At 45.0% G+C, this 23,523-nt stretch carries 18 protein-coding genes and 2 pseudogenes; 6 read left to right on the plus strand and 14 right to left on the minus strand.

Annotation, left to right across the window (positions count from 1 at the left end; translation table 11 throughout):
• Nucleotides 1-15 precede the first annotated feature (15 nt).
• Nucleotides 16-1,098: a Fic family protein gene (locus DXA15_RS11375; protein WP_128134093.1), complete on the plus strand. Its 1,083-nt coding sequence runs from the start codon at nt 16-18 to the stop codon at nt 1,096-1,098.
• A gap of 86 nt (nt 1,099-1,184) precedes the next feature.
• Entirely contained in the window at nt 1,185-1,451 is a 267-nt protein-coding gene (locus DXA15_RS11380) for a GNAT family N-acetyltransferase (RefSeq protein ID WP_010800315.1), read from the plus strand.
• A 15-nt stretch (nt 1,452-1,466) separates the two neighbouring features.
• On the opposite strand, the gene DXA15_RS11385 is transcribed toward DXA15_RS11380, so the two are convergent.
• Entirely contained in the window at nt 1,467-2,114 is a 648-nt protein-coding gene (locus DXA15_RS11385; protein WP_128134094.1) for a pentapeptide repeat-containing protein, read from the minus strand.
• Nucleotides 2,115-2,286: 172 nt separating this feature from the next.
• On the opposite strand from DXA15_RS11385, the gene DXA15_RS11390 reads away from it, so the two are divergent.
• A complete protein-coding gene (locus tag DXA15_RS11390) occupies nt 2,287-2,676 on the plus strand; it encodes an L-rhamnose mutarotase (protein ID WP_128134095.1) in 390 nt (129 codons plus the stop codon).
• An 86-nt stretch (nt 2,677-2,762) separates the two neighbouring features.
• Here the strand turns inward: DXA15_RS11390 and DXA15_RS11395 are convergent, their stop codons facing one another.
• The 4 genes from DXA15_RS11395 to DXA15_RS11410 form a co-directional block, all read right to left on the minus strand.
• Complete coding sequence (locus DXA15_RS11395; RefSeq protein ID WP_199676295.1) at nt 2,763-5,132, minus strand: PDZ domain-containing protein; 2,370 nt, start codon at nt 5,130-5,132, stop codon at nt 2,763-2,765.
• A 78-nt stretch (nt 5,133-5,210) separates the two neighbouring features.
• Nucleotides 5,211-5,900, minus strand: a complete 690-nt coding sequence (locus tag DXA15_RS11400) for a murein L,D-transpeptidase catalytic domain family protein (protein WP_044215247.1) — start codon at nt 5,898-5,900, stop codon at nt 5,211-5,213.
• Between the two features lie 33 nt (nt 5,901-5,933).
• Nucleotides 5,934-6,938: a L,D-transpeptidase gene (locus DXA15_RS11405; RefSeq protein ID WP_128134097.1), complete on the minus strand. Its 1,005-nt coding sequence runs from the start codon at nt 6,936-6,938 to the stop codon at nt 5,934-5,936.
• 133 nt (nt 6,939-7,071) lie between these two features.
• A complete protein-coding gene (locus DXA15_RS11410; RefSeq protein ID WP_007653717.1) occupies nt 7,072-7,260 on the minus strand; it encodes a ferredoxin in 189 nt (62 codons plus the stop codon).
• A 191-nt stretch (nt 7,261-7,451) separates the two neighbouring features.
• Here DXA15_RS11410 and pruA point away from each other — a divergent pair, with 191 nt between their 5' ends.
• Together pruA and DXA15_RS11420 are read left to right on the plus strand one after the other, a co-directional pair.
• A complete protein-coding gene (pruA, locus tag DXA15_RS11415; protein ID WP_128134098.1) occupies nt 7,452-9,083 on the plus strand; it encodes an L-glutamate gamma-semialdehyde dehydrogenase in 1,632 nt (543 codons plus the stop codon).
• Nucleotides 9,084-9,181: 98 nt separating this feature from the next.
• Nucleotides 9,182-10,357 (plus strand): proline dehydrogenase family protein, encoded by a 1,176-nt coding sequence (locus tag DXA15_RS11420; RefSeq protein WP_128134099.1) that lies wholly within the window; start codon nt 9,182-9,184, stop codon nt 10,355-10,357.
• 525 nt (nt 10,358-10,882) lie between these two features.
• Here the strand turns inward: DXA15_RS11420 and DXA15_RS11425 are convergent.
• Entirely contained in the window at nt 10,883-11,794 is a 912-nt protein-coding gene (locus DXA15_RS11425) for a HEPN domain-containing protein (RefSeq protein ID WP_046147785.1), read from the minus strand.
• Nucleotides 11,795-12,248: 454 nt separating this feature from the next.
• The gene (proC, locus tag DXA15_RS11430) at nt 12,249-13,052 is read right to left on the minus strand and encodes a pyrroline-5-carboxylate reductase (RefSeq protein ID WP_128134100.1); all 804 of its coding nucleotides are present in this window, start codon (nt 13,050-13,052) and stop codon (nt 12,249-12,251) included.
• A gap of 114 nt (nt 13,053-13,166) precedes the next feature.
• On the opposite strand from proC, the gene DXA15_RS11435 reads away from it, so the two are divergent.
• Nucleotides 13,167-14,381, plus strand: a complete 1,215-nt coding sequence (locus tag DXA15_RS11435) for an aminopeptidase C (RefSeq protein WP_128134101.1) — start codon at nt 13,167-13,169, stop codon at nt 14,379-14,381.
• 106 nt (nt 14,382-14,487) lie between these two features.
• Here the strand turns inward: DXA15_RS11435 and DXA15_RS11440 are convergent, their stop codons facing one another.
• The 7 genes and pseudogenes from DXA15_RS11440 to DXA15_RS11470 form a co-directional block, all read right to left on the minus strand.
• The gene (locus tag DXA15_RS11440) at nt 14,488-15,045 is read right to left on the minus strand and encodes a copper resistance protein NlpE N-terminal domain-containing protein (protein ID WP_007653707.1); all 558 of its coding nucleotides are present in this window, start codon (nt 15,043-15,045) and stop codon (nt 14,488-14,490) included.
• A gap of 98 nt (nt 15,046-15,143) precedes the next feature.
• Nucleotides 15,144-16,998: pseudogene (locus DXA15_RS11445) on the minus strand (mechanosensitive ion channel family protein).
• A gap of 27 nt (nt 16,999-17,025) precedes the next feature.
• Nucleotides 17,026-19,260, minus strand: a complete 2,235-nt coding sequence (locus DXA15_RS11450) for a S9 family peptidase (protein WP_128134102.1) — start codon at nt 19,258-19,260, stop codon at nt 17,026-17,028.
• Between the two features lie 287 nt (nt 19,261-19,547).
• A pseudogene (locus DXA15_RS11455) lies at nt 19,548-20,673 on the minus strand (aspartate aminotransferase family protein).
• A 10-nt stretch (nt 20,674-20,683) separates the two neighbouring features.
• Nucleotides 20,684-21,652 (minus strand): N-acetyl-gamma-glutamyl-phosphate reductase, encoded by a 969-nt coding sequence (argC, locus tag DXA15_RS11460; RefSeq protein ID WP_128134103.1) that lies wholly within the window; start codon nt 21,650-21,652, stop codon nt 20,684-20,686.
• A complete protein-coding gene (locus DXA15_RS11465) occupies nt 21,649-22,848 on the minus strand; it encodes an argininosuccinate synthase (RefSeq protein ID WP_007653701.1) in 1,200 nt (399 codons plus the stop codon). The genes argC and DXA15_RS11465 overlap by 4 nt, the downstream gene beginning before the upstream one ends.
• A 65-nt stretch (nt 22,849-22,913) precedes the next feature.
• Nucleotides 22,914-23,507, minus strand: a complete 594-nt coding sequence (locus DXA15_RS11470) for a GNAT family N-acetyltransferase (protein WP_007653699.1) — start codon at nt 23,505-23,507, stop codon at nt 22,914-22,916.
• Nucleotides 23,508-23,523 lie beyond the last annotated feature (16 nt).

Raw genomic sequence — 23,523 nt, forward strand, 5'->3', positions numbered from 1 at the left:
ATTTATCTTATAAACATGAACGACTTCGAAGAATATATCCGGCAAGGCGAACCGCATAAACGGGAAAAAGGATATGCGTGGCAGACAGCGATAGGGCTTCAGGCTGTAGATGGTTTGAAACCTTCTGATTACTTGATAGAAACGGCTCGTAAACATATTGAAGGCGACATTACAATTGATGAAGCTAAAAAGTTTATAGAAAGTTATTATGAGTCAAAATCTGTGCGTACTGATGATGGCGATCGGACCGAAGAAGCCGATATTGTTTCTACGCGGATAACTGAAATACTATCAGAAAAGACATTTAATTTCTCTCCTGTTGAATATATCAATATTCATAAACGGTTATTTCAAAATATATATAACCACGCTGGTAAAATCAGAGACTATAATATCACAAAGAAAGAGTGGGTTCTGAAGGGAGAAACAGTTCTTTACGCCAGCGCACAAAGTATTCGGGAAACAATGGATTATGACTTTGCTCAGGAAAAGAAATTCAGTTATCAGAATCTTCCACTAGCTGAGGCTGTAAATCATATCGCCCAATTTGTTTCCGGATTATGGCAGATACATGCTTTCGGTGAAGGAAATACGCGTACAACAGCTGTATTTGCGATTAAATATTTGCGTACATTCGGACTTGATATTAACAATGAACCTTTTGCCCGTCACTCCTGGTATTTCCGCAATGCGTTAGTCAGAGCTAACTATAATAATCTTCATCAAGGGGTTTTCTCGACAACGGAATATCTAGAACGCTTCTTCCGTAATTTGCTTTTAGGTGAAAATAATGAATTGAAAAATCGTTCGATGCTAATCGGAGAACAATTAGGTCGTGAAGTTCAAAGTGCAACAGGTTCTGATAAGGATACTCCAAAGTGCAAAAATGACACTTTGGATTGCACTTTAGAAGAAATAGCGGTATTAAAATATATCATACAGAATCCTCGTGTAACTCAAAAGGAAATAGCTACACATATAGGTAAATCAGAAAGAACAGTGAAGACTATTACTGTTAATCTGAGTTTACGGGGAATCATTGAACGCAAAAATGGTCGTAGAAACGGATTTTGGGAAATAAAAAGGGGAGAATATTGACTTACTTGTAGCAAATTGGTGAACTAATTCCCGAATAAACTGTTTTATCTATAACAGGGTGTTGTTTTGTAGATAAAAAATAAATTATGGAATATGATATTGTTCACCATCCGGAGAAATATCGCTTTGAAATAAAGCAGGATGGTTTAACTGCCTTTGTGCAGTACAGGCTTGTCGGTAATAATCTGGATATTATTCACACAATAGTTCCGGTACCTCTGGAAGGTCAGGGAATAGCCGCTTCACTGGTGAAAGCGACTTTTGACTACGCGATAGAAAATCAATTGAAACCCCGGGCTACCTGTTCTTATGCAGTTGCCTGGTTAAAAAGACATCAGGAATATGCAAAATAACGAATTTGAAGAAGATTATCCTTTAATTGTAACACCCAGCAGATGGGCTAATTCCAATGCTTGTAAAGAGGTGACTGTTGCTCCGCGTAATTCACAGCCGATGATGGGACTTATCCGGATGCCGGATATGTCGCAGCTACTGAAGTCGACGCCTTTTAAGGAAGTACGGTAAAATTCAGCTTCCTTGAGATCACTTTCATGGAAGTTCACGCTGGCATACTGGCCGTTCTCAAAGGAACTGTTTCGCAGGTCACATCGGTCGAAACTGACATATTTCAGTTTGCTCATGCTCAGATTGAGGTATTCTGCCTTGCAGTTGCTGAAAACAATATGGTTTAGCGCTGATTCGGAAAAGTTTGTCCCGATCAGTTTGCATTCGATAAATTCGATACGGTGAAAACCGGAACCGGAGAAATTCATATTAGACAGGTCGCAGTTCTTGAAGATGATATCACTGAACTGCGATTTTTTTATGCCGCAACCGATCAGTATGCTGTTTGTGAACAGGCAGTCCTGCATACTCATATTTTCCGTTTTAATTTCGAATACCCTTTGATTCCTGAAAGAATATTCCGCCAGGTCTTCTCCCGGCAGCAGGAGTGTTTCATCGAGTGTACAGTCTTCTTTTAATACTTTAGTTATCCGGGGTGCAGTGATCTTCATCTTTTATATTATTTTTGAGCGGGTAAAGATAACGATTTAGATCCGTATTTCATGAAACCGGTGTCGATATCGTTTTATCCCTTGCAGAAATATTCTTATTCCGGTTGCATAATAATCGTTACATTTGTAATATAATCGTTCCTGTTGAACGAATTAAAAAATAATATGGTTTATGGAAGATAAAAAGAACGGATACAAAAGCAAACATTATGATTTCCCGACTAAACGTTATTGTCAGACGCTGGACCTGAAAGATGATCCGGAGTTAATCAAAGAATACAAGAAAAGACATGGGCAGGAATGTTACTGGCCCGAAATAGGCGAGGGGATTAAAAGTGTCGGAATCCTGGAGATGGAAATTTATCTGTGCGGGAACCGTTTGTTCATGATTGTGGAAACACCGCTCGATTTTGATTGGGATACGGCATTCAACCGTCTCGCCGGTTTACCCCGTCAGGCTGAATGGGAAGAATATATGTCTGTTTTTCAACAGGCTGACCCGGGTGCCAGTTCTGCAGAGAAATGGCAGTTGATGGAACGTATCTTTCATGTGTATGAATAGCTTATAATTTGTTTTTATACATGACGGAAGTCTGTCCTGTATATCTTTTGAAAAGGTGATATCAGGTAAAGACTTCCGTATTCTCTTTAGTCCAGCAATTTGCCGGGAATAGCGACTTTGTTTTCCTTCTGTGTACGGAAGATGATAAATTCGATCTCTTTTGATTTGTTAACCTTCTGAAGCGCATCCTGCATCTCTTTGAGGTTGTTGACGGGGATTGTTCCGACTTTGAGGATCACATCGTTGGGACGGATATAATCACGTAGTTTGCCTCCCAGTGCATTGACCGAAACGACGTATACGCCCCGTTCCGAATCCATACCTGTTGCCGAACGTTCACCGAGTGTTTGCAGGCTTTTGATTGTCGCGCCACTCCAGCTGATGACATCGCTGTCGGTATGACCGGAGATGATAACCGGTGTCGGCATTTCGGGAGTGTGTGCAATCGCTTTCAGACGGGGAGAGACGACGCCGAACTGGTCCATCACGAAATTACGGAAACCACCTTTGGTGATCGCTTCGGAATCATCGGCAACCGTGAAATCACCTTCCGACGGGTTTTTGAACTGCACGGAAGTAACGATCGAATGTTCATCCGTATGGTTCTTCCGGGCGGCAGCACGCGAAAGGCTGTCGGTAAAGATATTATAGTCGACCATCAATCCCCATTCCCGTACGCCGATCGGTTTGTATTCCGTCATAACGATGTTGCGTGTAAAGACATCGCCGCTGTTGATGAACCAGACATGCGGATGGAAAGAGTTGTTGACCATGATATTATTTTCGACTACCCGGTAGAAGCCTTCCCGTAATTTGATTCCCCCGTTCAGGCACAGGTTATTATAAATATGGTAGTTGCTGGAGCCGTCATCCAGGTCGATATCCCAGCCACGGTCGCAACGGAAACGGTTGTTTCTCATGACGGTAGTCTGGGTTGCGTCGGCCAGTATCAGGGCCGGATCTTTTGCCGCGATAGATTCCATTGTTTTATAGTTCGGGTGCCAGTAACGATCACGCCCCCAGGAGTTGAAAGAGCCGTGGTCGCCTGTTTCCTTGACCGTATCGAAAATATCGTTGAATTCCAGGATATGACCGCCCCAGGTTCCTTCGCTGATATTGATTCCTGCACGTGGAGTATCGTAAATACTGTTGTGACTGACGGTAATAGATTGGCACATGGAAAGTTCCACTCCGGTAATCTGCTTTTCATACAGGCCGATTGAATGGATCAGGTTGTCATATACCAGGCATTGGGCCGGATAATTGTTGTTTTTAGGACCTTTTGCATGATCCAGTTGTTCATACGGGACAAATTCGCCGTATTCGAAACTTGGTGAGCGGACTGCCTCCGGATCGCCGACAAAGCAGATGGCACTGGCCCCGATCCGGGTAAGGTGTGAGCCGGATACTTCTGAATGGCGGTTGTATTTGGAAAAGAATATGGCATTTCCTCCCAGATTGTGCAGGTAGCAGTTACGCAGGGCACAATGCTCTGTCCCTTCGAAGAAGACTGCGGCTCCCCGGTAAACCGTCCAGTCCGAGCGGAGCAGTTGTTCGTACGGTTCCATAAAAGTCCGCAAAGTTTGTGTCAGTTCCAGTCCTTCCAGTGTGATGTTTTTTACCGGATTGGCTTCTGTCCCCCTGAATTCGATCAGGTGTTTGAGTTGAGGCGATTCGAAAAGTACTTCGGATACTTTTTCACCTTCAAACGGATAGTAATAGACCGTTTGTTCATCGGCATTATAGAACCATTCGCCGGGTGCATCCAGTTCTTCAAATATATTCTCCACCATCCGGTTATCCGGATGAAGGCCCGACTGACGGTTGTTTTGCCAGCCGCCTTCCATTGACAATTCCCCTTTTTTGTTTTTTCCGGTGATGCGGTAATGGAAGTCACCCCAGTCATGTTTATGCATGGCATGCAGGTATCCTCCTGCCGGATTTTTCCATTTCTTTACCCGTTCGGGAGCGGTAGCCAGGGCAGAGGTACCATTGAAACGGACAGCTTTTTCGTCGAAGTCCGGGTAACGGGCCATATGTCTGATCTGGCCGTCAGCGATTAGCATGTCCATAATAGGGGAGCCGTTTACTCTGGCTTTCATGATTCCTTTTTTATAGGATTCCCATTGTAGTGCCAGAGGGATACCTCCCGAAAGAATCACTTTTTCTCCCGGATAGGCTTTTACGGAAAGTTGCCGGGTGTCGTTACCGTCCCGGGAGGTGAAAACCAGCGGTTCGTTAAGGAGATATTTCCCTTCCCGTAGGTAAATGACTACGTCTCCTTTCTCTGTCCGTGCTTTTTCCAAAGCCGCAGGAATACGGTTTAGCGGATTTTGTATACTTCCGTCACCCGTGTCTTTGCCTGTCGCGGAAACATAGAATTCTGATTGTGCCGATATCGGTAATGTTATAAAGGCCAGCAGTATTACCGACAATGCATTCAGTACTTTACTCATCATTGTTACTTATTAGATTTAAATTATTATGTAAGTGTGTTCTATCTCATTTCTTTATCCGTTTGCAAGATATGGTTTTTACATAGAAGCAACCTGCCGTTTGGATAGGATGGGGCTGTAAGCCAGATAATTCTTATTGTTGGCATAAATAAAAAGCAGGGAACCTCCTTTTATGGTGTTGATAATAGGCTTGCTTACAGCTTGTGGCAGGGCCGGACAACCGAAACTGCGTCCCAGGCGGCCGGATGAAGCAATTACGGATGGATTGGAGTAAGCAGCTCCGTGGATAACGATGGCCCGTTCTTTGGCGCGGTCGTTGATCCCTTTTTCCAATCCGTTCAGTACAAGTGAGTAACCGTTTTTTCCCTGATAGGTGTTTTCTGTCAGGAAGAACCCCAGTGAACTTTTAAGGGAACCGTTCTCGTTGGAAAAGGAGGTGGCATAATTCCCTCCGCTATTCTTTCCGTGTGATACCAGCGAAGAGAATAATAATTTTTTATGCCTCATGTCGAATACATAAAAACGCTCTTCGGTCGAGGGCTTGCTGAAATCGACCAGTGTAAGGATCTCTTTCGTTTTATCTTCGATTTTATGGTATCCGGTGATTGCCTGTTCGAATGCCTCAAAGTTAACTACTCCTTCCAGTTGCATCTCCTGGTACAACTGCCGGCAGCTTGAAACTTCATGGATGACCGGTTCCGTACTTCTCATTTTAGAGAAGTTTACCGGGATAAATAATAGGAACAGATAGATGAAAACTTTGTGCATGTCTGTGTGAATCAGACTGCAAAGTTAGAATTTTTAATCGAAAACAAAAACAAGAGTCTCATAAACCGGTGCCCAGTCGTAGATGAATTTAGCATGTGAAGTGGCATTTCTGACACACATATGGGAGCGGGGAGTGGTTCCCAACGTCGAACTGTATTCGATCAGTGACTTGCGCGGAGCATTGACGGGAACTCCGTGGATATACCCCCCGTTTGTGAAGCGGCTGGCATACGGAGCAAAACCTCCTGTCTCCGTGGTACCGTCCACCAGATAGATCATGCGGGGCTTCTTTTCCTGGATAATATATACTCCGGGAGGCGTTTCCTGGGCATAGGGTGGCCTGTGCAGTCCGGTTGTAGCCGGGTTCATGCTTCTAACCAGCCATTTGTCGCCTTCCTGTTCCAGTGTCGCGATATTCTGATTCCGGGTATCTACAAAGACTGCTTTTTTGAAGACGATCGTATCAGAAATCGTCTGGATATATTTTTTAGGGATCATCCACTCTTTTCCGGTATGCACGGAGGCAACCCGAGTGAAATTCGTATAGTCTTCCAGGTGTTTTACCAGGGCACCGTCCCTGCCGTAGAGTTCAGGCACCGCAGTGTCTGTTGTCAGGTAGAGCGGTATTCCCTGGAAGCGTTCGACGCCCAAAGAGTCGGCTATACGGCGGTATGAATCTCTGTGATAATTTTTTACCAATGGCGCTTCTCCGTTTTTATTCCTGTAATTCTGGAGGATCGACCAGGTGGCCGGTTCTTTCTGGATGGATTCGAGCCAGGCAAGGCGCTCCTTTATCTTTTCCCACTGGAACTCCCGTGTCGTATCTTTATACGGATAGGTGTCTTCCAGAGTATGCTGGTCGTAAAGCAATTCCTTTTCAATGATTATTTCTTTGGGGACAGTATCTATTATTTCCGCTACTTCTACAGTCGCAGAGTCTGGTGCAGGTTGTCCGTCAGCAGCTGTCTTATCCGTTTTGCCGGTACAGAAACTCAGCAGAATAAGGCAAAATACCGGAAGTATAGTAGTTTTCTTCATCCCAATTATCTTTTTTGTGAATATACGTTTTTTTATTGGAACAACCACAAATCCTGACAGGAAAAAGAGGTTATCCCAAACCGGAATAACCTCTCCACTTTTTACTCTGTAAAACGTGAGTGGTCCTCCTCACTTAATCATATTTAATAACGCTGACCGGACAGCTTTCGGCTGCTTCTTTGATCTCCTCCTCGTAGTCGTTGAAGTCTACTCCCTCGTTTACGCGGGAACGATCCGTCACATGAAAAACCTCCGGGCAGATGCCTTCGCAAGTACCGCAAGCGATACAGTCTTCTTCTATCCAAACACTTTTAATAGCCATAGTTTCTATACCTTTAAGATGATTATATTTTAATAACAACTATGGATGGGGAAATGTTGATACATACCATATACCAAAGCGTTTCTAATTAAAACTAATTTAACTCTTTACTCACTTTGTTTTAAAATTATTTTACTACGTTTACAGCATAGAAAAAATCATTGATTAACTATTTATAAACTAAAAACAACATGGATAACGCTATTTTTAGATTTCCTAAGCCTATTAATGAGCCGGTAAAATCGTATGCACCCGGATCGAGTGAAAAAGCAGCTTTGAAAAAAACGTTAGCTGAACTCTCAAATGAAGAATGGGATATTCCTTTGATCATTGGCGGAAAAGAAGTCCGTACGGGTAATACCGGTAAAGTTGTTATGCCGCATGACCATCATCATGTGCTGGCAACTTACCATAAGGCCGGCGAGAAAGAGGTGCAGATGGCTATCGATGCCGCTATGAAAGCGCATAAAGAATGGTCTGAACTACCTTGGGTTGAACGTGCTTCCGTTATGTTAAGGGTGGCTGAACTCTTTGCTACAAAATATCGTTATCTGTTAAATGCCTCGGTGATGCTGGGACAGAGCAAGAACCCGTTCCAGGCGGAAATCGATGCTCCCTGCGAACTGATCGACTTCCTGCGTTTCAGCACATTCTATGCCAGCCAGGTATATGCCGACCAGCCTTATTCGGAAACGGGTATCCTGAACCGTATGGAATACCGTGCCCTGGAAGGTTTCGTGTTCTCGTTGACACCGTTTAATTTTACTTCTATCGCCAGCAATCTGAATATGGGGCCGGCTATGATGGGTAATGTGGCTGTCTGGAAACCGTCTACTACGGCTATCCATTCAAACTATCTGCTGATGAAGGTATTCCAGGAAGCCGGACTTCCGGATGGTGTTGTCAACTTTATCCCGGGACAGGGGAGCGTGATCGGTAAGGTGATAACTGCTAGCCGCGATCTGGCAGGTTTCCATTTCACAGGTTCTACTGCGACATTCAATACGCTATGGCGCCAGATGGGCGAGAACCTCGGCCATTATAAATCTTATCCGAAGATCGTCGGTGAAACGGGCGGTAAGAATTTTATCTTTGCTCATCCGTCTGCTCCGGCATTGGACGTGGCGACTGCTATCGTTCGCGGTGCGTTCGAATATCAGGGTCAGAAGTGTTCTGCCGGCTCACGTGCCTATATCCCGGCTTCTTTGTGGAAAGATGTAAAAGAGATGGTAGGCGATATGTTGAAAGAGATCAAGATGGGTGACGTGCAGGATTTCACGAACTTTATCAATGCGGTGATCGATGAGGCTTCATTCGATAATATCATGAGTTATATCAACTATGCGAAACAATCTCCGGATGCTGAGATCGTCTTTGGCGGTAATGGCGACAAGTCGGTAGGTTATTTTGTTGAACCGACTGTTATCCAGACAACAGATCCGATGTTCAAGAGCATGGTGGAAGAAATATTCGGTCCGGTGATCACTATTTATGTATATGACGATAATAAATATGAGGAAACATTGGAGTTGTGCGACCGTACTTCTCCTTATGCCCTGACCGGTTCGATCTTTGCACGCGACCGTTATGCTATCGACGTGGCATTCAATAAACTGCGCTATGCTGCCGGTAACTTCTATATCAATGATAAGCCGACCGGTGCCGTTATTGCACAGCAGCCGTTCGGTGGCTCGAGAGCTTCCGGTACGAATGACAAGGCCGGTGGCCCGTTGAACCTGATCCGCTGGACGAATCCTCGTTGTATCAAGGAGGCTTTGGTTCCGCCTACTTCTTACGGTTATCCGTTCTTAGGAGAAAAATAACATATCAGTTGACGGTTGACAAGTGACGGTTGACAGGTAATATGCTTCGAAATTGTCTACTGTCAACTGTCATCTGTCAACTTTAAAAATCAGATACTATGTTAGACTTTAATAATACCGAGATTGCATTTTCATCCAAATCGCAGTCTGAATTGAGAAACGCTTACTTACTCTTCAATACAATAAAATATCCGTGGCTGGTAAAATGTGCCAGTTTTGGAAGTAATATCGCCTTAAAAATTCATTTCCCTTTAGCATGGGCTGTAAAGCCAACTTTATATAAACAGTTTGTCGGTGGTGAGACATTACAGGATTGTACCAAAGCGATCGACCATCTCCGGCAGTTTAATGTGCGTTCTACCCTTGACTTTTCTGCCGAAGGCGAACAGACTCCTGAAGGTATACGGGCTACATTTGAAGAAACACTACGTTCAATCGATTTTGCCAAAGGAAATGATAACCTGGCTTATGCCGTATTCAAACCTTCTACTATAACGACCGATGAACTTCTTGCCAAGGCTTCTGAAAAACGGGGCGAACTGACCATCGAAGAAGTAAAAGCCTTCCGTGAATTTAAAGAACGCTTTATGGCTTTCTGCCAGCGTGCTTATGAGAACGATGTCCGTCTGATTGTCGATGCCGAGGATTACTGTTTCCAGGATGCACTGGATGAACTGACCGACGAGGCGATGCGGAAATACAATAAGAAACGTGCGATCGTATTTGCTACCTTACAGATGTATCGTCATGACCGTATGCCTTACCTGCGCCGTATTCTGGATGATGCCAAAGAAAAAGGATATATTGCCGGTGTTAAGTTTGTGCGTGGCGCTTATATGGAGGCCGAACGTGCGCGTGCTGCGGCTTTGGGTTATCCCGACCCGATCTGCAAGGATAAGAAGGCGACCGATGAGAATTTCGATGCGGCTGTTCGTTTTACCATGGACCATCTGGAGCATTTCGAGATGTTTATGGGAACGCATAATGAGGAAAGTAATTATAAACTGGCTAAGCTGATAGATGAGAAGGGCCTCAAACGGGATGATTCCCGTATCTTTTTTGCCCAGTTGCTGGGGATGAGCGATAATATCTCATTCAATCTGGCCCATGAAGGATTTAATGTAACCAAGTATGTGCCTTATGCTCCGGTAAGAGACGTATTGCCTTACCTGATCCGGCGTGCTGAAGAAAACACTTCGGTCGCAGGGCAGACCAGCCGTGAACTGAAGATGTTGCAATCTGAATTGAACCGGCGTAAGAAGGTGAATCGATAAACACTCACAGAATGTTTTCGGTATTTTGTTTGCCATTTGCAATATGCCGATGCAATGTATTGTTAAACAGTTATATATACTATTGCAAATGCTTTTTCTGTTTGCAATGTTATTTGTCATTTGCCATAATCAACCGTAAGAGGAATGATGGCAAATGACAAATAGTATGGCAAATAGAATAGTTATTTGCCATGTTTTATTGTGCTTATTGATAGGATATTATAGAAGTATATTGCAAATGGCAAATAAATACTGAAAACATTGTGTATAAAAGATGTTTTATCATGTATCACTTCTGAAACTATTGCTCTCTTCCGGTCTGAGTAAATCAAACCCTATAATAAACTAATTGTTAACTCCTTACTTAGTATAACTACCCTGTACAGGATAATCGATTAGCCTGTACACCTTGGTGGATTATCCTGTACACCTTGGCTGGCTATCCTGTACACCTTGCCAATAAGGAGTCCTTACATTTCAATTAGTTAGTAGGGAGGAATGAATTAGTTTCCCGGCTTCTGCCGGTTAGTTTGTCGTTCTGGCACGACTCGCATATTCCTTTATTCTATTTTCGCAAACTTCTTTGGTGATCGCTGCTAAATGCTCTACACGTGGGATTAAGGCTTCTATATCTTCCTTCGTTGTAGCATAATATTTATTGTATCGTGCTTCTATGTAGGCTTTAAGCAACAAATTGAACAATCGTATTTCTTCTTCGGTATCGCGGGGGAATACTTTGGTTATTTCCAAAGAATGTGTTTTGGCAGCTTTAATTAACTCTTCCAAATCATGTATTTTATAGGTATGCATTGTAAATGTCAGAATAATAGCACGGTATAAGTTCTCGCAAGCCTGATGCAGATGAAACGCGGCCATATTGAATTCACTTTCACTTAAATAAAAACAAGCCCCTTTCATAAAACTTGTCGCTAATTTAAATTTAGTAGTATAATATTCTTGTCCCAGTTCTCCAATCTCGGAAAAATTAAGCTTGCGGCGACGGGCTAATTTGCAATTACCACTATCGTATAGCAGGATACCTTCTTTCTTTATGTCTGTATAAAAGTAGCGGCTTTTTGTTATTTCTTTGTTAAAGTCTTTGATCGTTTCATCGATAAAATGGATGTGAGTCGTAAATGCATATCTTCCCATCCCTTTATATTTGTAATAACGATCTTCCACTTTTTCCAACTGACGGCTTATTCCGCTACTATTGCAATCATTCCGGGTGATGACCAGTATATCGAAATCACTCATGAAGTAAGTCGGTATTCCAAATTCGATCCGTTGGTCGTACTCTACGTAGTTGCCGCGAGCATAACTGCCGTAAAGAATGATCATTTCACATTGATCACCAAGAACTTCGACTACATATCGGGCGATCAGACGTAAATCGGTCTGTTTCTCTTTAGGTAAATGGGATAAGGACTTTTTCATTCGGATTTGCATTTATCATAGCATACAAAAGTATGGAAAAAAGGAATAACCCCCGTACATTTGCTGCAAAATATATAAAGCTTTTACTCGCTACGTTGTAGCATGACTTTTTCTTACATTAACAAGTCTCCTTACGAATGACATAACATCCGAAATTAGAAAGTTTTGAGTCTATCTGTCCATAGGCTATCTGCTATCAATAAGGCAAGCCTAGTTACAGGTTTATTTGCCGTCTGCTTCAGCTGACGGTTTGCAAGCAGTTTTTCTCTTTTGGCTTTAGCCACATTTCCCTTTAATAGAGAGAGATTTAAAAATGGGACTAAAGTCCAAAGAGATAGACCTTCTACTGATCCGTCAGCTGAAGCAGACGGCAAATAAACCTGTAATAGCCAAGTCACTTTGATATGGGATAGTTCAAATCTGCCAAATTCTGAATCAATTTATAATTCTCTTTTTATTTACTGGCTTTCAATCCCCTGATGACAGAAGAGGTGAAACCGGACAGTTCCATTTCATTCAACCCCTTGATGGTAATACCGCCGGGAGTGGTAACCTTGTCGATCTCCATTTCCGGATTGCTCTTGTTTTCCAATAACAGGTCGGTAGCCCCCTTTACGGTATGGACAACGATCTCCTGTGCCTGCTTCGGATAGAAACCCAATTCGACACCGCCTTCAATAGCTGCGCGGATATAACGGAGGGCGAAAGCGATACCGCTGGATGCCAGAGCCGTTCCCGCGCTCATCAGCCGTTCTTCCACCAGCATGGCATTTCCCAGTTCGTTGAATATGCTTATGATTAGGTCGCATTGCTCTTTGGAGGCATTATGGGCAGAGACGAAAGTCATACTGCTCAACACTTCGATCGCTGTATTGGGCATGATGCGGAAAAGTGCTGGGGTGACCCAGTCCTCGTAACTGGTTTTCTTGGTCAGATAAGTATTCAGAGTCTCGAAAGTGATTCCGGCGGCTACTGAAACGATGATCTGTTTGTCGGAATCGAGTACACCCTTTATCTGGTCGACGATTTCTTCCACCCGCCAGGGTTTTACAGCAATGACAATGATGTCGGCTCCCTTGACTGCTTCGACGTTGTCGAACGATACGACAAAATCAGGGTTGGCCGCTTTTATTTTATCCAGTGTAGCTTGCGACTGTGCTGTACAGGTTATGTCAGATGCTTTGAACATACGTCCTTTTGCCAGTCCGCGGGCAATGGCGCCACCGATATTTCCGGCTCCGATAATAGTTATTTTCATGTCTCCGTTAATTTATAAATGTAAAATCATGAGTTGCAAAAGTATGGAAAAAAGGAATAAAACTCGTACATTTGTCACAAAATGTATAATTGCTAATAAAATCGAAAACAAAAGATGAAGAAACTTATTGTTGCCAGTCTGATACTGGCTTGTGCGTTCTCTGCAACAAATGTCGGAGCACAAGAAAAAGAGGGAGAAAAAGAAGAAGGTTTCATTTTTACAACAGTAAAGGAAAACCCGATTACATCCATTAAGAATCAGAACCGGGCAGGTACTTGCTGGTGCTACTCTACCATGGCTTTCCTGGAATCTGAATTGCTTCGTATGGGAAAGGGAGAATATGATCTTTCGGAGATGTTTACCGTTTACCACACTTATCAGGATCGTGCCGATATGGCTGTCCGTACTCATGGCGATGCTTCGTTCTCGCAGGGTGGGTCTTTCTATGATGTGATTTACGGAATGGAAGCTTTCGGTTTGGTGCCGGAAGAAGAAATGCGCCCCGGGGTGATGTATAGCGATACATTGAGTAACCACGGAGAGTTGTCTGCCCTCACAGATGCTATGGTGGGTGCCATGGCCGGTGGTAAAGTAAAAAAATTCCAGTATGACGAGGATTATAACCTGTTGTGGAAAAAGGCTGTAGCTGCCGTACATGAAGTCTATCTAGGAAAAGTTCCGGAAAAGTTTACTTATAAAGGAAAAGAATACACTCCGAAGTCATTTTATGAATCTACAGGATTAAAACCGTCGGATTATGTATCGTTGACTTCTTATACGCATCATCCGTTCTATACGCAGTTCTCGCTGGAAATCCAGGATAACTGGCGTCACGCATTGTCTTACAACCTGCCGATCGATGAGTTCATGGAAGTGTTCGACAATGCGATCAATACAGGTTATACGATTGCCTGGGGATCCGACGTAAGTGAGTCCGGCTTTACCCGCGACGGTGTAGCTGTTATGCCTGACAACGAAAAGGTACAGGAACTGAGCGGATCTGACATGGCTCATTGGTTGAAGATGAAACCGGAAGAAAAGAAATTGAATACGAAACCGCAACCGCAGAAATGGTGTACACAGGCAGAACGCCAGTTGGCTTATGATAACTGGGAAACTACTGACGACCACGGTATGCAGATTTATGGTATTGCCAAAGATCAGGAAGGAAACGAATATTATATGGTGAAAAACTCTTGGGGTACAGCCAACAAATATAACGGTATTTGGTATGCATCAAAAGCATTCGTACGTTACAAAACAATGAACATTGTCGTACACAAAGATGCACTTCCGAAAGCAATTAAGACGAAGTTAGGAATTAAGTAAAATAACAGTCATTTGATAATAAAGCAAAAAGAGGCGTTTCCCGGTAGGAGTTGGGGCGCCTCTTTTCTATTTATACAAAGATGTGCTTTTTTATAGGGTAGCTTTTTTATGGAACCAGTATCAGCGTGTAATTCAGATCTGATGCTGCTTTCTGTAATTCCTGGTTTAATAGTGTCAGGCTGTCGCCTTCTGCCTGGAAGTAAAATGCCATGTCGCCGTCGCTGGGGATCAGTTCGTAAACGATTGCTTCAGAGTTAGACGGTGTTCCATGTTTTACTTTGCGTTTGCCGGTAGAAGAGAATGTTTTATCCTTTCCGTTTTCAGCTTCCAGATAAGTGGCGTCCATTTCGTAAACGCCGTCGTCGCTATCCTGCTGATAATATAAAGTCAGGTCATAAACGATGCCGGGACCGTCTGCTGCCGGGAATGTGCCCTTATATTTTTTCTGAATGACACTTCCTTTTTTAGGATCTACTTTCAGCGAATCACGCATATTGACCGGTTTGGCAGCTTTCCCTGTTACGGTAGGCAAAGCCGGTGCGCCTGGCGCAGCCTCGTTTATTGCATAAACATCTTCTTCTATAAGAGCGGGTTCGGCTGTTTTCTTCCCGCTACATGCAGCCAATAAAGCCAGAGCTGCTACTGCGATAAAATACTTTTTCATTATTCTGCATTTTTTATTAGTGACTTTGCCTTATAACAAAAGTCCCCCTGCATTTTGTTTTGCAGGAGGACTTTTTTAACTATATAATGTGCTGTTTCTTACTTTTTATCAGCGGAATCCGGCTTTTGCTGATATTCAGCCGGGATAGTGACGGCACTTCCGTCGCGCTCAGCGTAATAGTGGGGCGACATGATCTCGATGCCGGCTTCGTTAAACACATCCTGTATGTTCTGATGCAGGTCCGAATAAATCTGCGAAAGCTGGTCGGCTTCCTTTATATATGCATTTATCTGGTAACAGGGGTAGTAATCCTGCAACTCCGTTTCCAGAACGAAGGGTTTCGGGTGTGACATGACTCCCGGCGTGGATCGCGCAGCGTTGACCAGTAACTGATGGACCTGACGCCAGGGGACATCGTAGCCGATGCTGACTGTCGAGTGGATGATCAGCCGAACTGGCGGGCAGAGGCACTGTAATTAACCGTATGTGACGACATGATGAACGAGTTCGGGATCGTGACCACTTCGTTTTTAGGTGTGCGGATACGGGTGACGAACGGGGTTTTCTCTATTACATTTCCGGTCGTTTCGTTCAATTTGATACGGTCGCCCAGTTTGAATGGCCGCATGTAAGTGATGACCAGTCCTGCTATGATATTTCCGATGACCGTGCTCGATCCTAAAGAAACGATCAGCCCGACGAAGACGGATATCCCTGGAACACACCGGAGTCGGAGCCGGGCAGATAAGGGTAGATCATCGCGATCATAAACGCGTACAACAGGAAACGTATGATATTGAAAGATGGTTGCGCCCAGTCCGGATAGAAGCCGGTGATCTTGAGTTTTTCGCTTTCAATCTCATTGGCTATATACTGAATACCCTTGATGATGTATTTTACGCAGTAATAAATGACAATGATAATGAACAGGTTGGGGATATATTCAATAACCGATTTAAGGACCATCTTGATCGGTTCTATGATATAAGTGAACAGTCTCATTGCCAGGTGTTCCGTCTGTGGGAATATGGCGAACAACATCGGTACACTGAACATAAGCTGTATCAGCAGGACAATATAACGCAGGATATTATTCAGAAAGATGAGTATCCTGCCTTGCCGGTGGGTATTCAGAAACTCATAATCCCGTATGGAAATGGATTTGAGCTTGTTTTGTTTCAGCCAGATAATCCGGCGGCGGAGTTTCCTGAACAGATAGTTGGTCAGTTTGAACAGGAAATATTGGACGACCAGTACCAAGATGAACAAGGCAACCCGTTTGGCAATCTGAAGTATACTGTGTTCCTTTTTTAACTCCAGGATCTTATTATTGACAACTGACTGATACTCTTTGGCAAGTATTTCCCTTTCCGTATTCAGCCAAAGGGCGTCTTGATCCGTCACACTGAGTATCACTTTTTCCCCGTACATAATATCTGTCTGGTATTCACTGTTAAACAGGTATACTGAATCTGTTTTCAGACTCAGGTCTTTACCTATTTTCTGGATCATGTTGACGGCATTTTCTGCCCGGTCATAGGCCGAGACACCTCCTCGTTTGGCATAGAAAGTGAGGAGGGTATCATTGTCGATGATCAGATGGACACCGGGAGTCAGCGTCCGTAGCGAGTCGATGCTGCGGCGCTGTTCTTCTTTTTTCAGCGAGTCGGTGGTGATATGCTTGTTCAGCGCGTCACTCAACTCGGTCCGGAGTACGATTTCGTTCAACTTCATCTCCTGCAACTGAAGTTCCAACTCCTGCATCCTGATGGAATCCAGGCGGAGTTTATCTTCAATCGCTGCCGATGAATCAGCAGGAATGTCATTTGTTTTATTTTCTGTAATAACGGCATTCAGTAATCCTTCCGCCTTTTCCCTGATCTGGGACGTAGCCCGGGAAGGCATAAGGAATATTGCCGATATGGCGGCAATGCACAAAATCAACTGTTTCATTGTGTTTTTACCCTTTTAGTAATTGTTTTATTTGCCTCCTGCCGGTAGATGGTCCAGCCAGTATTTAGCCATGCTTTTCCGTAGATGCAGGCTTGTCCCTTCGCGTTCGTAGATACCGTGGCTACGCATCGGATAGCTGATCTGGCTGAATATTTTGCCGTGTTTGACCAGTTCGTCCACCAGCATTTCGCAGCTTTGGTAGTGCACGTTATCGTCCCCCGTTCCGTGTATCAGCAACAGGTTGCCCTGCAAGCCTTCGGCGTAGGAGATAGGGGAACCTTTGCGGTAACCTTCCGGGTTATTCTGTGGTGTGTTCATATAGCGTTCCTGATAAACGGTATCGTATAAACGCTGGTCAGCAACGGCGGCGATCGCAATGCCCGTATGGAATATTTCCGGATAGCGGAACATGCAGTTCAATGTCTGGCTGCCACCACCGCTCCATCCGTTGATGCCGATGCGTGACAAGTCGATGAACGGATACTGGCGTGCCAGGTCCTGTATGCCCCGTGCCTGGTCTTCTGATGCAAATGTGCCGACTTCGCCATAGATGCACTTGCGCCATTCCCGACCGCGTGGAGCATTGGCGCCCCGGTTTTCGATGCTGACATAGATATATCCCTGGTTCACCAGATATTGATTCCACAGGTCACCGCCTCCCCATGAGTCCTGTACGGTCGAGCCGGCTGGTTCGCCGTAGACTTCGATGATGACCGGATATTTCTTTGAAGGGTCGAAATTGACAGGTTTAATCATGCAGACGTCCAGTAGCAGGTCGCCCGATTTGGCTTTGACAAACTCTTTCGGGTTCAGTCCCAGAGCATCGTATTGTTTCTTGGCCTCTGCATTATCTTCGAGGATGCGTACGGATTGATTTTTCGGGAATGAAACCATGTCGATCACCGGAGGGGTTACCGAGTTGCTGTAGGTATGTACGGCCCATTTTCCGGTCGGAGACATGTTGTAGCGGTGCTGTCCCGGCTGGTTTTCCGGACTTAGCCGTTTCACTTCGCCTTTGCCGAACAGGTTGGCGCTGTACAGGTAACGTTGCGTATAGTTTTCCGGTGAAGCGATAAAATAGACCAGCCCCTTTTGCAGGTCGGTCCCGACGGGCTGGATATAGTCGAAGTCACCTTTGGTAACGGGGACGATTTCTTTTCCGTCGCGGCTCACACGGTACAGGTGGCGCCATCCGCTCCGTTCGCTTTCCCAGGTGAAATACTGGTTGTTTTTCAGCCACAGGATATTATCGTTCGTGTCCAGCCATGCCGCATCTTTATCCGTAAAAATGTTCTTAGGGGTTGCGCTGCCGATTTGGGCGATCCATACTTTGTTGGTATTTTGTTCCCGGTTCAACTGTTGGATGAACAGCTCATTGCTTTCGGGGATGAAGTCCATGCGCGGGATATAGTTGTTGCGGGGATCTCCGGGAATGTCGATCCAGGTCGTTGTTCCTCCTGCTGCCGGGATGTATCCGACTTTTACGGCCGAGTTGGCAGTTCCTGCTTTCGGATAGGGGAAATGAAGGATAGTGGGATAGATAGAATCGACGTTGTTGATGATATCGAATACGCCGGTTCCTTCCGTATCGCTTTGCCAGTAAGCGATGTATTTGCCGTCCGGGCTCCAGCGGAAACCGTCGCGGCAACTGAATTCCTCTTCATATACCCAGTCGAATGTACCGTTTACGATGGTCTTGCTTCCGTCGCTGGTCAGTTGGGTGATTTTGCCGGAGTTTATGTCTTCTACATATATATTATTGTTGGAAACGTAAGCCACCCTTGTTCCGTCGGGTGAGAATTTGGCGAACATCATGGACGATTCGGGTAGTCCTTTTCCCAGTTGGCGCAGGTTGCCGTCATGTAAAGAAAGTACCCAGTAATCACCACGGGTATCGTAGCGCCATACACGTTGCGTATTGTTGTAGATCAGAACTTTATCATTGTCATCACTCCACGATATTCTTCCCATGGCAATTTTCTTTCCGGTCGATTTATCTGTGAACATAGCAGAGGGAATAATTACTTCGCGGGCATTGTCTTTGGCGCGGTAGGCTACGACATCCATTCCTCCTTCTTCCTTGTTTGGTTCGAGGCGGCTGTAGCGCTCCCCGTCTTTCATCCAGTTCATGGCACCAACGCCTTTTGTCCGGATAAGTTTTCCACTCAGTACATCTTCTAAATCCAATGATTTTTGTGCGGTACACAGATTACTGCAAAAAATAGTAATAGCAGCGGCAACAATCAGCTTATTTAGTTTCATTTGTATTTATTGTATTTGTTTCTGAACATACAAATAACGTAAAGTTCTTTGAGATAACAAAGGGGAAACTCTTTATTATTATCATTGCGGCTTCAAAAGAGGTTCCCGATACCGCGAAAGGGGAGGTTCCCGATGTAGCAACAGTACTGTCTCGATACTAGGAACCGAGGCGTTGCCGTTAAGGGAACCGAAGCGTTACTGATACCGCAACCGTACAGGAGATAAAATAAAGCAAGAGGCCGCCTTCGGAAATTCCGTTGGCGGCCTTCTTTATAATAAAGAACTAATTAAGCATTGAGTACTTTTTTGAAACGGGTAAGGAATTCTTTCGCTTCGTCCATTGTCAGGCAAAGCGGCGGAAGCAGACGGATCGTATTGGTGCCGGCCACTCCGGTGAATACCTTTCTTCGAAGAGCAGTTGCTGCGCACTTCTTTGATAGACTCTTCAAACTCGATACCGATCATCAGGCCGCGTCCTCTGATCTCTTTGATCCCCGGCAGTTTGTGTAACTCTTCAATCAGGAAGTTACCAACCTGTGCAGCATTGTCGATCAGCTTTTCATTTTCCATGATTTCCAGAACGGCGATAGCAGCCGCACAAGCCAGATGGTTACCACCGAAAGTGGTTCCCAACATACCGTAAACGGGTTTGAACATCGGGCTGATCAATAAGCCGCTCATCGGGAAACCGTTGCCGATGCCTTTAGCCACTGTGATCAGGTCCGGTTTGATACCGGCATACTGGTGGGCGAAGAATTTACCGCTACGTCCGTAACCGGATTGGATTTCGTCCAGAATCAGGCAAGCCTCATATTTTGTACACAGGGCACGCAGTTCCTTCATAAAGTCGTCTGTCGGAAGCTGGATACCGCCGACACCCTGGATACCTTCGATGATTACGGAAGATACATCTCCTTTCTGCAATTCAGTTTCAACGGCTGCCGAATCGTTCAGCGGCAGATAGGTCACTGCCAGGTCTTCATTCACCGGGGCAATGATTTTCGGGTTGTCCGTTACGCGAACCGCAGCCGAAGTACGTCCGTGGAAAGCATGCTTGAAAGCGATCACCCGTTTCTTGCCATTATGGAAAGAAGCCAGTTTCAGCGCATTTTCATTTGCTTCGGCACCTGAGTTGATCAGAAACAGTGAGTAGTCATCATAACCGGATGCTTTACCGAGCTTGTCAGCCAGTTTTTGTTGCAGGCTGTTGATGACCGAGTTGGAATAGAATCCCAGTTTGTTTACCTGGTCGGTGATAGCAGCTACATAAGTAGGGTGGCTGTGACCGACGGAGATAACGGCATGTCCGCCGTACAGGTCGAGGTATTCAGTACCTTCCGTATCCCATACATGGCATCCTTTGCCTTTTACAATCTCTATATTAAATAAAGGATATACGTCGAATAATTTCATAATTTCTTATTTAAAACGCTGACGGTTTGAGATGTAATCCTACAGTCTCTTCCAAACCGAACAGCAGGTTCATATTATGCACCGCTTGTCCGCTGGCGCCTTTCAACAAGTTGTCGATCATGGAAATGATCAGCAGTTTGTTGTCGTATTTCTGAAGATACAGGAGGCACTTGTTGGTGTTGACTACCTGTTTCAGGTCCGGGTTCTTATCGGTAATGAACGTGAATGAATGATCATCGTAATACTCTTCGTAAATACGGCGGATTTCATCCAGCCCCACCTTGCAGTCGATGTAAGTCGTTGCAAAAATACCACGGGAGAAATTACCCCGCACCGGAATAAAGTTGATATTGCTTTCGAAACTATTCTGTAACTGACGCAGGCTCTGGCCTATCTCGGCCAAATGCTGGTGCGTGAATGGTTTATAGATCGAAATGTTATCGTTTCGCCAGCTGAAATGGGATGTTGACGAAGGCTTTACGCCAGCTCCCGTGGAACCGGTGATCGCATTCACATGCAACTCCGAGTTTAACATCAGATGCTTGGCCAGCGGCAAAACGGCTAACTGGATACAAGTGGCAAAACAACCGGGGTTTGCAATGTGTCGGGACTTGCAGATACGTCGTCGGTTCAGTTCGGGCAGGCCGTAAACGAAATCGTGTTCATCGCTTTCGATACGGTAATCCATGCTGAGGTCGATAATCTTCACGTTGTCGGGAACAGTATGGCTTTCCATGAATTTCTTTGTATCGCCATGAGCGGTACAGAAGAACAGAAGGTCGATGCTGTCTAGCGGGAGTTGGTCGGTGAAACGCATATCGGTTTCTCCGAACAGGCCGCAGTGAACGTCAGTGATCAGGTTGCCGGCGTTGCTGGTACTATTCACAAATGTAATCTCGGCGTCCGGGTGATTAAGCAGCAGACGAATCAATTCGCCTGCCGTATATCCCGCACCACCTATAATTCCGATCTTAATCATATTTCTTCGTCCTTATGGTTGTTATAATAAACACGCAGCGGTGTAGAAGTTACTTTAATAAAGCCTTTGGCATCTTCTGCTGTCCAGCCTTTCTGCATTTCACCGTATTCACCGAATTTAGTCTTCACCAGGTCATCTTCCGACTCGACGCCTACGGTAGAGAAAGACAGCGGACGCAGTTCGAGGATAGCCGTACCGTTTACGTTACGCTGTGATTCCTGCAACATGGCTTCGATGTCGCGCATAACCGGTTCCAGATACTGGCTTTCGTGCAGGAACATGCCGTACCAGTTGGCTACCTGGTCTTTCCAGTACTGCTGCCATTTGCTTAATGTATATTTTTCAAGGAAACGGTGTGCACCGATGATCAGCATGGGAGCGGCAGCTTCGAATCCTACACGGCCCTTAATACCGATGATTGTGTCGCCGACGTGCATATCGCGGCCGATACCGTAAGCTGCACCGATCTCTTCCACCTTCTGGATAGCAGCGATCTTGTCTTCGAAGACTTCACCGTTGACAGCATGGATCTCACCCTTTTTAAATTCGATACGCAGTTCTTCGCTACCGGTCTTTTCTACCTGTTTCAGGTAAGCGCTTTCGGGTAATCCCTGGGCAGAATCCAGAATTTCACCGCCGCAGATGGAAGTTCCCCACAAACCTACATTATAAGAGTATTTCAGTTTGGTGAAGTCGGCAACGAAACCATGTTCTTTCAGGTAATTGATTTCGTAGTCGCGGGTCAGCGCCATGTCACGTGTCAATGTGATGATTTCTACGTTCGGAGCCAGCACCAGGAATGTCATGTCGAAACGGATCTGGTCGTTACCGGCACCGGTCGAACCGTGGGCGATAGCGTCTGCACCGATCTCATTGGCATAACGTGCGATGGCCAAAGCCTGGAAGATACGTTCGGAGCTTACTGAGATAGGGTAGGTTCCGTTACGCAAAACGTTACCGAATACCATATACTTCAAACTCTTTTCGTAGTATTCCTTTGTAACGTCGATAGTTACATATTTGGTTGCGCCCAGTTTGTAGGCGTTTTCTTCGTTCTGTTTCAGTTGCTCTTCGCTGAATCCGCCTGTATTAGCGCAAGCTGCATATACTTCGTATCCTTTTTCTTTGGCAAGGTACATAACGGTAAATGAGGTATCCAAACCTCCGCTGAATGCAACTACTACTTTCTTTTTCATTGTCTGTCTTTTTTTTGTGGGTTCCGTAAGGGCGTTCGCGAAACGCCCTTACAAGGTCTCCTTTATTATTTATTATTATTTTTTTCTCTTTCGTCTGCTTCCCGTTTGGCACGGTGCGGGTCGGCAGGGTCGAACAACATCGCCGTACAGATGCAATATTTCCGGTTCGTGCGTTCCAGAATATCATGGTTTATACAACCGTTACAACCGCGCCAGAACGATTCGTCGTCCGTCAGGTCGGAAAAGGTAACCGGCACGTATCCCAGTTCCGTATTCATTTTCATTACTGCCGCGCCGGACGTAAGACTGAATATCTTAGCCTTCGGCCAACGCATGCGGGCCAGTTGAAACGTCATATCCTTGATCCGTTTGGCAATACCCAAACCACGGAAATCCGGATGAACAATTAAACCGGAGGTCGTCACATATTGCTTGTTACCCCACGATTCTATATAGCTGAAACCTGCAAACTGATCCCCGGCCAGCGCAATGACCGCTTTCCCTTCAATCATTTTCTGGGCCACATATTCATGCGTGCGCTTAGCGATACCTGTTCCACGCACTTTGGCCGCCTCTTCAATGGTAGTCAATATCTTGTCTACGTATATTTCGTGAGAGGCGTCAGCAATCATTACATCGATTTCTGTTTCTTGTTTCATTTTTCCGATTGTTCTT

This window comes from Parabacteroides sp. AM58-2XD (genome assembly GCF_003463685.1).
Classification (GTDB): Bacteria; Bacteroidota; Bacteroidia; order Bacteroidales; family Tannerellaceae; genus Parabacteroides; species Parabacteroides segnis.

Bases quoted from the DNA above. Each gene is read 5' to 3' on its own strand.
- DXA15_RS11470 (WP_007653699.1), bottom strand. From the start codon at position 23,507: ATGAAACAAGAAACAGAAATCGATGTAATGATTGCTGACGCCTCTCAC.
- DXA15_RS11395 (WP_199676295.1), bottom strand. From the start codon at position 5,132: ATGAGTAAAGTACTGAATGCATTGTCGGTAATACTGCTGGCCTTTATA.
- DXA15_RS11420 (WP_128134099.1), top strand. From the start codon at position 9,182: ATGTTAGACTTTAATAATACCGAGATTGCATTTTCATCCAAATCGCAG.
- DXA15_RS11465 (WP_007653701.1), bottom strand. From the start codon at position 22,848: ATGAAAAAGAAAGTAGTAGTTGCATTCAGCGGAGGTTTGGATACCTCA.
- proC (WP_128134100.1), bottom strand. From the start codon at position 13,052: ATGAAAATAACTATTATCGGAGCCGGAAATATCGGTGGCGCCATTGCC.
- DXA15_RS11450 (WP_128134102.1), bottom strand. From the start codon at position 19,260: ATGAAACTAAATAAGCTGATTGTTGCCGCTGCTATTACTATTTTTTGC.
- DXA15_RS11385 (WP_128134094.1), bottom strand. From the start codon at position 2,114: ATGAAGATCACTGCACCCCGGATAACTAAAGTATTAAAAGAAGACTGT.
- DXA15_RS11400 (WP_044215247.1), bottom strand. From the start codon at position 5,900: ATGCACAAAGTTTTCATCTATCTGTTCCTATTATTTATCCCGGTAAAC.
- DXA15_RS11435 (WP_128134101.1), top strand. From the start codon at position 13,167: ATGAAGAAACTTATTGTTGCCAGTCTGATACTGGCTTGTGCGTTCTCT.
- DXA15_RS11380 (WP_010800315.1), top strand. From the start codon at position 1,185: ATGGAATATGATATTGTTCACCATCCGGAGAAATATCGCTTTGAAATA.
- pruA (WP_128134098.1), top strand. From the start codon at position 7,452: ATGGATAACGCTATTTTTAGATTTCCTAAGCCTATTAATGAGCCGGTA.
- DXA15_RS11410 (WP_007653717.1), bottom strand. From the start codon at position 7,260: ATGGCTATTAAAAGTGTTTGGATAGAAGAAGACTGTATCGCTTGCGGT.
- DXA15_RS11425 (WP_046147785.1), bottom strand. From the start codon at position 11,794: ATGAAAAAGTCCTTATCCCATTTACCTAAAGAGAAACAGACCGATTTA.
- DXA15_RS11390 (WP_128134095.1), top strand. From the start codon at position 2,287: ATGGAAGATAAAAAGAACGGATACAAAAGCAAACATTATGATTTCCCG.
- DXA15_RS11405 (WP_128134097.1), bottom strand. From the start codon at position 6,938: ATGAAGAAAACTACTATACTTCCGGTATTTTGCCTTATTCTGCTGAGT.
- DXA15_RS11440 (WP_007653707.1), bottom strand. From the start codon at position 15,045: ATGAAAAAGTATTTTATCGCAGTAGCAGCTCTGGCTTTATTGGCTGCA.
- argC (WP_128134103.1), bottom strand. From the start codon at position 21,652: ATGATTAAGATCGGAATTATAGGTGGTGCGGGATATACGGCAGGCGAA.
- DXA15_RS11375 (WP_128134093.1), top strand. From the start codon at position 16: ATGAACGACTTCGAAGAATATATCCGGCAAGGCGAACCGCATAAACGG.